12 protein-coding genes are annotated in these 11,879 nt (G+C 62.2%); all 12 read right to left on the bottom strand.

The window, feature by feature from the left end; all coding sequences use genetic code 11:
• Window positions 1-88: 88 nt before the first annotated feature.
• The 12 genes from IPG63_05305 to IPG63_05250 all read right to left on the bottom strand — a co-directional run bounded on the left by IPG63_05305 (window position 89) and on the right by IPG63_05250 (window position 11,807).
• Window positions 89-466, bottom strand: a complete 378-nt coding sequence (locus tag IPG63_05305) for a glycosyltransferase family 2 protein (protein ID MBK6726668.1) — start codon at window positions 464-466, stop codon at window positions 89-91.
• A gap of 35 nt (window positions 467-501) precedes the next feature.
• Window positions 502-1,506: a glycosyltransferase family 2 protein gene (locus IPG63_05300; protein ID MBK6726667.1), complete on the bottom strand. Its 1,005-nt coding sequence runs from the start codon at window positions 1,504-1,506 to the stop codon at window positions 502-504.
• A complete protein-coding gene (locus IPG63_05295) occupies window positions 1,499-2,314 on the bottom strand; it encodes a polysaccharide deacetylase family protein (protein ID MBK6726666.1) in 816 nt (271 codons plus the stop codon). Before IPG63_05295 ends, IPG63_05300 begins: the two co-directional genes overlap by 8 nt.
• Window positions 2,311-3,084 carry a class I SAM-dependent methyltransferase gene (locus IPG63_05290; GenBank protein ID MBK6726665.1) on the bottom strand — a complete coding sequence of 258 codons (774 nt, stop codon included), beginning with the start codon at window positions 3,082-3,084 and terminating at the stop codon, window positions 2,311-2,313. Before IPG63_05290 ends, IPG63_05295 begins: the two co-directional genes overlap by 4 nt.
• On the bottom strand, window positions 3,081-3,479 hold the full coding sequence (locus IPG63_05285; protein ID MBK6726664.1) for a methyltransferase domain-containing protein: 399 nt from the start codon (window positions 3,477-3,479) through the stop codon (window positions 3,081-3,083). Before IPG63_05285 ends, IPG63_05290 begins: the two co-directional genes overlap by 4 nt.
• A 353-nt stretch (window positions 3,480-3,832) precedes the next feature.
• Window positions 3,833-4,924 (bottom strand): NAD-dependent epimerase/dehydratase family protein, encoded by a 1,092-nt coding sequence (locus tag IPG63_05280; GenBank protein ID MBK6726663.1) that lies wholly within the window; start codon window positions 4,922-4,924, stop codon window positions 3,833-3,835.
• On the bottom strand, window positions 4,921-5,910 hold the full coding sequence (locus tag IPG63_05275) for a Gfo/Idh/MocA family oxidoreductase (GenBank protein ID MBK6726662.1): 990 nt from the start codon (window positions 5,908-5,910) through the stop codon (window positions 4,921-4,923). Before IPG63_05275 ends, IPG63_05280 begins: the two co-directional genes overlap by 4 nt.
• Window positions 5,911-5,918: 8 nt before the next feature.
• Window positions 5,919-6,953, bottom strand: coding sequence for a glycosyltransferase (locus IPG63_05270; protein MBK6726661.1), 1,035 nt, complete (start codon window positions 6,951-6,953; stop codon window positions 5,919-5,921).
• Complete coding sequence (asnB, locus tag IPG63_05265; protein ID MBK6726660.1) at window positions 6,950-8,776, bottom strand: asparagine synthase (glutamine-hydrolyzing); 1,827 nt, start codon at window positions 8,774-8,776, stop codon at window positions 6,950-6,952. The genes IPG63_05270 and asnB overlap by 4 nt, the downstream gene beginning before the upstream one ends.
• Entirely contained in the window at window positions 8,776-9,711 is a 936-nt protein-coding gene (locus IPG63_05260) for a glycosyltransferase (GenBank protein ID MBK6726659.1), read from the bottom strand. Before IPG63_05260 ends, asnB begins: the two co-directional genes overlap by 1 nt.
• Complete coding sequence (locus tag IPG63_05255; GenBank protein MBK6726658.1) at window positions 9,701-10,717, bottom strand: DUF288 domain-containing protein; 1,017 nt, start codon at window positions 10,715-10,717, stop codon at window positions 9,701-9,703. The genes IPG63_05260 and IPG63_05255 overlap by 11 nt, the downstream gene beginning before the upstream one ends.
• Before the next feature lie 52 nt (window positions 10,718-10,769).
• Window positions 10,770-11,807, bottom strand: a complete 1,038-nt coding sequence (locus tag IPG63_05250) for an acyltransferase (GenBank protein ID MBK6726657.1) — start codon at window positions 11,805-11,807, stop codon at window positions 10,770-10,772.
• Between the last annotated feature and the right edge of the window lie 72 nt (window positions 11,808-11,879).

The raw sequence follows: 11,879 nt of genomic DNA, 5'->3' as shown, positions 1-11,879 counted from the left end.
AACATCGTGCTGGGATGGCTTGATGGTCCGTGCACACCTGGGAAAGTCAGCGTATTCAGTCCTTGGAGCAACTCTGCCTCACTTATCACTACGTCAAACAGAAACTCATCGTCGGGTCCAACGAAACGAGTGCCGCAGCTGACCATGACCGCTTCTGGACAGCTCTCCAGCGCTCGCAGTTGCGCCGCAAGTCGCGAGGGCATGGAGATGTCACCGCCGGCATCTTGGCGGGCAATGTATACGCCGCGTGCGAGCTCGCACCCAACCTGAGCGCTGCCGTCAGACCCGCATTGTCTTGATGCACGACAACCAAGCGCGCGTCGAGCGCAGCGCGTTGATCGAGGATTTCCCCGCTGCCATCTGTCGACCCGTCGTCGATAACGATGAACTCGAAATCGACGCCTTCCTGCAGCAGGATGCTGTCGAGCGTTCGTGTCAACGACCCTGCGCTGTTGTAGACGCTCATGACGACGGAAACGGTGGGTGATGAAGACACGCCCTTCAGTCCATCCAGGATTGGCGCAAGGTATCGGCACCGCTTCTGCGGCCGAGCCAGGCACTGGCGCGGTCGGACACGATGGCGCTTGTTTTCCAGCCGATGAACTTCGCCAGCCATCGATAGGCGCTCATGTCGCTGGTGCCGCCACCTGAGGCGGCGCGAGCAATCGAAAGTAGATCAGCGGCTGCTCCGGCGGCGCCTGACGCACCGCATTCTCTCGCTTGTCGAAAGACCCAACGAGCAAAATGCTTCATTTCCGGTGCATCGAGTGCAACGCCCGCCCTGCAGGCATTCGCCAGCAGGGCCGCAAAGAAGCGGACGCGATCCTGCGGCGATAGCCAGCGACCACCGCCGGTTTGGCGGGTGCCCGAATGTTGGCGCTGGTCCGTCACGAACTCCGGGCAGTAGACCAGCTTGATACCCAAGCCGCCGGCGCGTGCGTCGTACTCCCAGTCCTGCGAGTAGCGCAGGTCGCTCCATGGACCGATCGCATCCGTGGTCGTGCGCCGCCAAAGCGGAGCATTGGTGTTCCACCAGCGATCGACGAGCAGCATCGGAAACAGCGACGTGAATTCTCGGCCGGACCATTTGTAGGGGACGTCTCCGGGCGGTTCGCCTTCGGGACAGAGGCGAATCCGGCCGTAGGCAGCGCCGCATTCCGGCTTGGCGCGAAGTGCTGCGATTTGTACCTCGAATTTGCGCGGCCAAATCGAATCGTCACTGTCCAGATACTGGATGAACTCGCCGCGGGCCCGAAGTCGGCCGCGTTCGCGGGCCGAGCCTGCACCGCGGTTCTGGGCCCACTCATAAAACACGACGCCGGGATGGTCTGCTTCCAGTCGCTGGCCTGTTGCGACAGTGTCGTCGGTGGAACCGTCGTCGCAGATCAGGATCTCGATGGGCCGCCATGTCTGTGCCAGAACACTGTCGACCGCATGGCGCAACATGTCGGCCCTGTTGAACGCCGGGATGATCGTCGATACGAGGCCAGGGACGATTTCAGGCAAGACGCGGCTCCTTGGCACCGAGGCGCAACGCGGCGTCGATGAACGGCAAGACCTCTACGCGCGGGTCGTTGGCGAGGTCGGCGCAAAACGACGCGAAGGTCCCGCGCTCGACATTCAAGCGGTGACCGCCGCCGACCCCATGGAACACGAATACTGCCCATCGTGTTCTTCCCACTGCAGTTTCAAGGGCGCTTCGCAAGCCCGAAAGATTGGCGCCGTCGCCATCCACGGCGCGAACGCGATGCCAGTCCTCCGGCAGCGCCGGCAGAGCGTCCGGTGCGACACCTCCGCAACGCGCGGCGGGGAAAAACTCACGAACCAGCGGCGAGTAATCCCTGCGCTGCGAGCCGACATCCAGACGATGTCGGTCTACAAAGCCCATGATGCGTGTACGTTCTAGACCCAGTCTGGTTAGCACGCGTCGAGGCCAGCCGGGCCGACCCAACCACGGATTGCTGCATGGAAAGGCAAAGCTGCGGGTCGTTCGTCCGTCAATTGCTTGCAGAATGCGGTTGGCAACCACTAGTTCGTGGCGCATCCGGTCCAATGAGTAGTCATCGAGTGCTATCCCGTGGGTGACCCATGGCTTGCTCGACACGCCAGGATGGAACACCGTGTGGTTGCCAAGTTCGTGGCCGCGCATCGCCACGGCAGTCCAGTCCTGCATGCGCGAGCAAAAGGACTCACTTCCGACGTTGACGTAAAAGCTTGCGCGCAATCGATGTCGCTCGAGCGTTGGGACTGCGACGTCGAGATGTTCGGGAAGTGCGTCGTCAAACGTCAAAGACACTGTAACGGGAAGACTCATGCTTGCTTCGACTTCCGGCAAAGATGGACGAATTCTCGCTTGAGCTGCAGACATCCAACGATTTGCGGCGGCAACTCCGTCGTGGAAAACACGGATACCTCGAAGCCCGTGGCCCGCAAGCGATTCCGAAAGTCGTCATCAGTGTAGTTGCGGTAGATCCCATCGTCGCCGAAAGCAGCCATTCTCTCTTCGGCGCTGTTCGTCTCCTGCGTGGTTTCACCCCAGTAGAAAGCCGGAACTTGAAGTATTGCCAGCCCATCCGGGTGCAGCACCCTAAGGACTTCGCGCATCGCCGCGCGATCGTCTTGCAACGAGTTGAGCACGTGGCAGCAATAGAACAGGGAGACCGATCCATCCGGAAATGGCATGTTGACAATGTCGAGGTGTGCGTCGCCCGCTGCGCGAATGTCACCGCTTCGGTAGCACATGCCATGTGCTGCGGCGGCTTTGGCCAGACTGGGGCCGAAGCCGTGCTCCGGTGCGACGTGCACGAGCAGTCCGCCGCGAACAAACAGTTCTTGGTGCGCATCCAGATACAGACAAACCAAGCGATGCGGCGGCTTGGAACGGCACATTGGACAAAGAAAGTCGGGCTCGACGTGATAAGCGGGTGGAAGATCAATTCCATGCGGGAGAAAGCTCCGCCATCTTCCGCCGCAGATGTTGCAGCGACGGGCGAGCCCGAAGTAGTAAGCGCGGGTGTGGTAGCGACGAATCCAAGGGCGCCATGACGCTGGAACGATTCGACGCAGTAGAGACTTGAGGCTCATGGGGAGTGCGCCGCCGGAGAGATCGGACGACAAAGAACGAGGTCTTCGCGAATCAGTCCGAGTCGCTCGAAGTCCGACGGGCTGAACTTCGCCGCCAAGTCGACTCGTTCGACTCCGAGTCCCCCTTGGCCAAAGCGTTCGACCACGTCCTGACCATGCAAGTGAGCGATGTCGGGGTCTCCAAAGGCCTTCATGCGCCGCGTAGTGTCGCGACGGTCCGGAATGCTGAGGGTTCGCGCGTTGGGCGAGACTGGAACCTGGATCAGCAGCATTCCGTTTGCGTGCATGACCCGTCCGATTTCCGACAATGCAGCCACGTCATCGTCCACCATGTTCAGCACATGCGAACAGTAGACTAGATCGAAACTGGCGCTGGCAAATGGCAGTGCGCGCACATCGAGCCTAATTCCTTCCGTCGCGCGAAGGTCTCCACTCACGTACTCGACGCCGGGATGTGCACGTAGCCGGGCCGCGATTGACGGCTCCGGGGCTAGGTGCAGGAGTCGACATGGGCGAACCGAGCCGTGCAGATGGCGCTCGAGATACAGCCAGGCCAGGCGGTGGCGTTCTCGCGATTGGCAGACCGGGCAAACTGATTGTGCGCGGATCGGATTCCCATGAGGCAGGAAGGTCCGGAGATGACTGCGGCATAGCACGCAGTACCGCGCGAGGCCGAACCAGCGCAGACGACGCCACGTATGACCGGCAGGGCGACGAAGCAGGGTTGCGATGGAAGACTTCCGCGAACTCATGAACGTGACTCCAGACCAAGTTCGAAGCCCATCTGGTCGTCCACCCAGTCCAGAGTGTCGGCCAATCCTCGCGCGAGATCGAAGCGCGGGTGATAGTCGAGGTAGCGTCGGGCGTCCTCGATGTCAGCCGATGTATCGCAGGCGTACTTGTCCAGCTCCCAAGGATCGACGAAGCGTCGCCGCAACGCGTCGCGCGTCATGCGCACGAGTCGCCGAACGGCGCGCACTGGCAGTGGGCGAGTACCCAGCATGCCTTCGAGGACGCGTTCAACCTGGGCCAGCGCGCGGGCCCCTCGTCGATTCAAGAGCGATTGGGACGATAGCGATGGAGGTTCGACGAGGCCGAGGTGGCGGACATACGCGCCAAAGAGGTCGCGCCAGCGATAGTCGTTTCCGTCGGTGATCAGGAATCGCCGGCCATCGGCTTCCGGTCGGACTCCCGCAGCGAGCAGGGCGTCCACCAGGTTGTCGATGTACACGGCGTTCGCGACCGGAGAACCTTGATCGACGTATCGGAACATGCCGTTCTTCAGCTCGCGCATCTGACGCATCGTGAACACATGCGACCGCGGGCCCCACACGTAGGTTGGACGAACGATGACGGTCGAGAGCTGTGAGCGCGCCTGTGCTTCGTCAATCAGTCGCTCGGCGACGACCTTTGAATCGCTGTAGTCACGACCGGTCATGATGAGTGGCGAGGCACTGGACAGTTGCAACCCAGGCTTCATCGCGTGCACGGCGACGCTGCTGACATAGACCAGACGCTGAACTCCGGCGGCGACGCACGCAGCAATCACGTTCGCAGTACCGTCGCGATTGGTCCGCAAGTAGCCGCCTGCTTCTGCGGGGCCGCTCGCACAATGAAAGACGATGGCGCAGCCGCGGACGGCTGCCCTGAGCGACTCTGCATCCATGACATCGGCTTCGACCAAGTCGGCGGTCGAGCGGGAAATCCAGGTTGCCTTGCGCCAATCCCGGACAGTGACTCGCACCCGCGCTCCCTGCTCGAGCAACAGACGCTCTGCCAGGCGACCACCGACGAAGCCGGTACCACCGATAACGAGGACCGGCGTGTCGCGGTAGTTCACCAGCACTGCCCCGGTGTTGGAGTGACCGCTGGCAAAGGGCGTGTTCGCTTTCGTCCATAGAGATCCTCGACCAGCCGAACGACGCGAGTGGCCTCGTTGCCATCGATCTGCGGTCGCACTCCAGAGTGGATCGCGCCGACGAAGTCATCGAGCTGGGCTAGCCAGCATTGGGCGGGATTGGACATTCCGCTCTCGACGCGATGCAGCGATCTCCGCCCGTCACGTTCGACCGAATACTCGATCGTGTCGCGATTGGTGAAGGAGATTTGGCCGCGCTCGCACGTGATCTCGAATCGGGAGGGCAGTCGACAGGTTCTGCTGATCCTGAAGTCAGCAACAATGCCGTCACGGAATGCGAGCCGAGCCTTTGCGTTACTTTCCAGGCCGCCGATCGCGTCGTCCTCATAGGACTCGATCGAAGGATCGCCGAACCAGTGAATCAGCGAGTCGAGCGAGTGGATGCCGGCATTGACCAAAACGCCGCCGCTCACCTCGCTGCGCTTGAAGGTATAGCCGCTGCGAGGGCTCCACGCGTAGGGCGCTCCTTCATGCATGCGCACGGCTCGGACGTGACCCAGTCCATGCTCGGCCAGCAGATGCTGCAAACGCGCTCGCACAGGATAGAAGCGAAACATGTGCGATACCGCCAGGACGCGCCCCGAGGACCTCGCGCCCTCGATGATCTCGTGGCACTCGGAAACAGAATTCGCGAGTGGCTTCTCCGCCAATACATGCAGGCCACGCTGGAACGCCGCCGCGATCAGCTGCGGGCGCACTCCCGGAGGCGTGCAGATGATCGCGGCGTCGAGTGGAGTGTCCACTGCATCAAGTGTCGATGCGAAAGATTTCGCCTCCCAACGCGCTGCAACCGAGCGCGCGCGCTCCAGATCGGGATCGACCACTGCAGAGAGGGTGACGCCAGGGTGGGCGTGCACGGTCGGAAGGTGCATCTCGTCCGCGATCGCCCCACAGCCGATGATCGCCAAGCGCAGACTCATGGAATCTGCCTCAATGCCCCGATCCGCTGGGACCGGGGGATCTCCATCTTGCGACGAAAGAACTCGACGTTCATCTCGCGTTCTACGCCCGACTTGGAAGGCTGTGGTGGATGCCACAGGTGTACGAATGGGAGATAACCGAGGCGGCAGTGGCCCACTTCGCCACAGCGGTCGTAGAACTCCGCGTCCTCGCCGCCCCAGCCGACGAAGGCTTCGTCGAAGCCGCCGATCGCGTCGAATGCGTCACGTCGAATTGCGATCGTGCCGCCCTTCCAGTTCTGGACGACCTCCTCGGGCGTCAGCGAGTCGTCGAAAGTCTCCATCAGTTCCACTTGGCGAGCACCCGACGGATCAAGATAGAACAGGAAGCGCTGCAGCGACGCAGCGGCAAAACCGCGGTCCTCGATGGCATGGACGACCTCTTCTGCGTAGCGACGCGGCACGCAGATGTCACCATCCTGGAAGACAAGGATGTCGCTGCGCGCCAGAGTCGCGCCCACGTTGTAGGCGCGCGTCTTGTGCCAAGGTTGCAGGAACTCATGTTTGGCCAGGTGCCGGTAGACGATCCCTTCGGGCATCTGCGCGATCAGCGGACGCGGCGACTCGTCAACCACGATCACCTCGACCGGCACCACGTGCTGCGCGAAGATGCTGCGGATCGTGAGACGCAATTGCGGCAGTCGGTCGGCACCGGAGTGCGCGAAGATGAACGACACCTTCGGAGCGCCGAGAGCGCGAGGCGGCTCGTCAGCAAAAGCAATTGGCCATTCGCTCAATGCCGCTCGCATCAACTGTCGGGCGAGCGATGGGAGAACCAGCGGCGCATGCAGTGTGCTGCCCCAGAGCCAATCACAACGGACGCCTCTCTGCCCCGGCTCTGGCACCAGTCGTTCGATGCGGTTGCAGACTGAGATCCAGCCGTCGTTTTCGCTGCAGTGGCCCGGGCCCGATCGGGCCAGTGCACGCCGGTACCTGACGAGGTCGAGCAGCACCACACCCGGAAGCCCGACCAAGCGTTGCCACGGCGTCACTCGGAGAACTCCGGTGCAAGCCAGTTGCGCGACCAGTTCTCGAGCACAAACAACAACCAGAGCTTCAATTCATGAGCCGGCGTGCCGAGCCAGCGTTCGAGTCCCGCCCGGTCCAGAAGTCCAAGCCGGACCAGCGATCCGTTGCGCAGGGCGGTGTGGATCGTCGCCTGTTCGATCAGGCGGTGCCAGGGAAAGGAAAAACCCTGCTTGGGCTTCGTGCACAGTGAACCGGGGAGATTGCGGGCTGCAAGCCTACGCAGCAGGGGCTTGCCCTGGTCGCCCGACTCAAGAAGCGCCGGCGGCAGCGACATCGCGAACTCCGCGATCCGATGGTCGAGCAGCGGCACGCGGACTTCCAGTCCGTGAGCCATTGACGCGCGATCGACCCGGGCCAGATTGCTGTCGACGAGAAAGCTGTGGATGTCGACGTGCTGCCAATGCTTGGTCAGTCGCGGCGACCAAGGATTGTGCCGTTGCTCGGGAATGCCGCCGCGATGCTCGAACCGCGCCGCAAAGACCGAGGGGAAAAGCTGCACGAGTTCATGGAGACCGAAGGAGGGAAAGTGCAACAGGTGGTAGTACTCGTCCTGGCCAGCGCACCCTTGCGGCCACTGCCTCCCCAACCCCAGGCGACGCCGCCATCCCTCAACCAACCATGCCAGTCTGCGTCGCGGCGTAGCCTTGACCTGCCGGTACCAGGAGTAGCCGCAAAACAGTTCGTCACCGCCATCACCCGACAGCGTGACCGTAACGTGACGCCGCGTCTTGCGGGCTAGATGCCAGGTCGGAAGAAGCGACTGGTCTGCGATCGGTTCGTCGAAGGCGGAGAAGAATAGGCGGGCGTCAGACTCCGTCCTCGGCGCCAGGGTGGCCGGGTCGATCTCGTCGACATGGTGGCGAGTACCGACGTGCATCGCTGCCGCCTCGGCATCGCCGCGCTCCGAGCCGCCCCAATCCCCGAAATCAACGAAAAAGCTGTCGACTGCGTTGGCGCCGCGATTGGCATACGCCGCGATCAGTGACGAGTCGATGCCGCCGCTGAGGAAAAGTCCGATCGGCACATCGCTGACCATCTGCTCGCCAACGGCGGAAGCCACCAGCGCGTCGGCACGATCCACGGCCTCGCCTTCGCTCAGTACAGACTCCGTTTGCGGGAGGGACCAGAATCGCTGAATCGTGGCACGAGCATCCACGCGCTCGAACAGCAGTGTCGAGGCGGCGGGCAGACGCGAGATGCCCTGCCAGATCGAGCGCGAGCCGGCGACGTAGCCGAGGCGCAGGAAATCGAACAGACCATCCTGATCGACGACTCGACCCTGTTTCATCAGCTGAAGCAGCGCCCGCGGTTCCGATGCGAAGATCAGCTCGCTGCCGTGGATCGCGTAGTACAGGGGCTTTACGCCGAGGTGATCGCGCGCCAGCAGCAGCCGCCTCCGAGGGTGATCCCAGACTGCAAACGCGAAGATGCCGCGCAGGCGGCGAACGACCTCCGCGCCCCATTGCTCGTATCCGTGGACGATGACCTCCGAGTCGGACTTCGATGCGAACCGATGTCCGACGGCTTCAAGTTCTTTGCGGAGCTCAAGAAAATTGTAGATTTCGCCGTTGAATGTGAGCTGGATGCTGCCGTCTTCATTCGCCATCGGCTGGCGCCCGGCCTCGCTGAGGTCGATGATCTTCAGACGGCAATGGGCGAGATAGACGTCACGGTCCGGCGACGTCCATTCGCCAAAGCCATCGGGACCACGATGCTTCAACGTCAGCGCCGCGTCGCGCAATCCGCGGTGGTCCTCACGTCCGACAGTGCCGAAAATGCCGCACATCAGCGCAGGTGGAATCTCCGCGCCAGACGCGTTGCCAGGGCGCGCAGGGGATTGCCACCGGGGATGAAGTCGCGCAACGTATAGCGCGCACCGATCTTCGGGTAGCGACCCACGGCGAACCATAGGCGAGCGACGCGAGTGAGTTCACCCGCCTCGACGTCGTAGCGGTTCGCCATCAGCCACTTTCCCGCCTCGGCAGCGCGCTTGACCGTTGACGGTGCTTCTTTCAATCCGGGCAGGGTGTCGATCGTCTTGGCGTAGTCGCGCACGATGCGCAGGCCGTGTTTGTCGCGCTGGGCCTCATGCATGGACCGTTCGGCCATCAGGCGATCGAGCTTGCGCGCTGAATGCTTCAACGCCATGCGCAGCCACAAGTCGGTGTCGGCGGCGTACGGCACTTCCTCGCGCCAGCCGCCGAGTGACTTCGCCAATGGCATTCTGAAGAATGTCGAAGGCTGAGGAATCCAGGTTTCCATCGTCAGCACGCCGACCAGCGAATATGGCGCGAGCTGTGTGCGTGAAAGCTCCTTGCCTTCGGCATCGACTTTGGCGATGTCGCCAAACACGAAAGCCAGCGCGGGATCCGATTGCAGCGCTGCGACACCGGCACTGATCGCACCAGGCAGGTAGAAATCATCCGAACTCTGGATTGCACCAATCTCGCCGCGCGCACGCGCGAAGCCCTTGTTCACGGCTTCGACAACACCGCTGTCCGGCTCAGAGACCCAGCGCAGTTCCGGGTGATGCGAGAATTCTTCAAGAATTGATACTGTTTCGTCCCTGGACGCGCCGTCGATGACCAAGATCTCAATCGGCCGGTAGTCCTGCGACAGGATCGACTCCAGAGTACGCCGAATGAAACGACCCTGGTTGTAGCTGGGCACGATGATCGAGACCAGCGGACGTGCCGCGTGGGGATTGGACTCAGAAGCCATGTCTAGTCCGTTCCAGACCATCGCGCCACGCGCGCAAGAGATCCAGTTCCTCGCGTGCAAAGAAGTTGTGCCGTACCAAGGCCTCGTAGCAGCGCTGCAGGTTCTCGCCGATCGCGCCTGTGCCCGGGAGCAGCGCGGTGTCCGCGAGCACCTCGGCCAGCTCACGATTGCGCTGGTAGCCCGGGATCTCGTCGTTGAAGTCGCGCATCAGATTGTGCAGGTTGCGGTCCTGCACAACTTCCGCGGCATGGAACACGACACCCAGCCCCAGTTCCCAGAGGCAGCGCTGCGCGACGAAGCTGCGCCAGATGTCGGTCATCCGGAACGAGCAGAAGCTCGGCAGGTACAGCAGCGGATAGACGTCCGGCCACCACCAGGTGCTCTGGCTGTTGAACGGACACCATGAGCCCGGCGCCAGCACGACGCTCGGGCCGCCGTCAAAGTCGAAAGGTCGATCGAGCACGAGTCGCCAGACCGCGTCGACGTCGGGCGCGCCGTTGGCCAGGCCCTGCTGGATCGGCGCACGGACGACGCGGGTCGCAGCGGCGAGGGGCGGCGGCGAAGCGCTCGAGCGAACGACTTCATCGAGCGGCAGTCCGCGTGGCCAGATGCGTTCCGAACTGAAGCTGCGATAGACGTTGACCCAGCCCGGACTGTCGATCTGCCGCGCCTCGACCTCCTGTGATCGCGGCGACCAGGCGTCGAGCGGTGCATTGTCGTCGTCGGTCTCATAGATGCAGCGGGCACCGAGGCGGATCGCCTCGAGGTAGCCGATATTCTTGCGGGTATAGTGGCCGGTCGGGCCGACACGTGCGAGTTCGAAAGGTGACTCGAATTGAGCCGCCAGATCAAGGAACACCGCCCCAGCGGCATCGAAGCGAGCGGGACCCTTGCGATCTCCGATGATGAGCAACGGTGCTGCCAATTTGTCGAGCCTCGCGAGCAACTGCTGCACCGCAGCCGTAGGAGACTGGATCGTCGTGATGACGACGGCAAGAGCGGTCACCGCGATCTATCCTGTGCTTGTTGTTGAAAGGGGCTCCCGGAACGAGTGTCGCTCACGCTTGGGCCCCCATGAGCTTGCGTACCGTCGTACGGGAGGGAAGTTCGAAGTATCGGTAAGTCAAGTGCGAAACTCCCAGGACCAAACCAGCGTAGAGCAGGAACCCACCGGTCGTATCGTGCAGGACGGTAACCCACATCGCATCGGCCGCTGTTCCTGCAGCGAACTCGCGTAGGTATCGCAGTGCGAAGTAGATCGGGTAGTGCATGAGATAGATCGAATACGAAATGATTCCAAGATACGAACATCGGTGCATCAGGTTTGCCCACCGAGGGCTGTCAAACGCAAACAGCACGATGCAGAGAAAGAATATCCAAGGAGCCGCAAAGTCCAGATCGCGGTGATCGGGCCTCGAAACCAGCATTAGAGCAAGCGCCGCCGCCAGCGCTGGCAGACGCAACGACCACCCCTGGACAATGCGATGGTCGCGATATGGCACCAAGCGCAGGTAAGTGCGATAGGCGACGATTCCCAGCAAGAACGAACTGGCGCCGCGCACAAGCCCCAGGTTCACGAGCCCAAAAATGTTTGGCAGCGATGTGGCAAGCGTTCCCGCTTGAGCCGCCAGCAGCGCGAATCCCACGCAGGAAGTGACGAGAAGCGCCCACGTCGGAGTCCTTCGTGACACCAGGAAAAAGAATGCGAGGTTGACCCAGAGTTCCACCGAGATGCTCCAGCTCGGTGCGTTCCATGTCAGTTCGCTGGTGTGCAGGCCGACGTTCTGCATGAGTAAGAGATGCCCGACGAAGGTCTCGGCTGTGCCGTCGGCGTAATCCGGCAGGGAGCGAAAGCGCAACAGGCACAAGGCCGCGAACAGCAGCAAGGTGGCCAGGTGCAGCGGATAGAGACGCGCAAGGCGCGCTACCAGGAACTGGCCGAAACTCACAGGCGCTCCGTAGAGATAGCGACTCGCGAGAATGAATCCGCTGAGAACCAGGAAGAAATCCACGGCCAAGTGGGCCGAAAGTTGGCCTGTGTAGTGACCGACAGCCACGATGCAGGCTGCGACACCTCGCATCAGATCCAAAGTCACGAAGTGCGTCTGCAGACGAGCGACCGATCCGATGTCTTGGCTCCCTGGCGACGACTCGACGGCGTTTGAAGC

It is taken from the genome of Lysobacterales bacterium, assembly GCA_016703225.1.
GTDB lineage: Bacteria > Pseudomonadota > Gammaproteobacteria > Xanthomonadales > Ahniellaceae > JADKHK01.
This window is presented reverse-complemented; position numbering and strand designations above follow the sequence as displayed.

Coding starts and splice junctions, on each gene's coding strand:
- IPG63_05305 (MBK6726668.1), bottom strand. CDS start 466: ATGAGCGTCTACAACAGCGCAGGGTCGTTGACACGAACGCTCGACAGC.
- IPG63_05295 (MBK6726666.1), bottom strand. CDS start 2,314: ATGAGTCTTCCCGTTACAGTGTCTTTGACGTTTGACGACGCACTTCCC.
- IPG63_05290 (MBK6726665.1), bottom strand. CDS start 3,084: ATGAGCCTCAAGTCTCTACTGCGTCGAATCGTTCCAGCGTCATGGCGC.
- asnB (MBK6726660.1), bottom strand. CDS start 8,776: ATGTGCGGCATTTTCGGCACTGTCGGACGTGAGGACCACCGCGGATTG.
- IPG63_05260 (MBK6726659.1), bottom strand. CDS start 9,711: ATGGCTTCTGAGTCCAATCCCCACGCGGCACGTCCGCTGGTCTCGATC.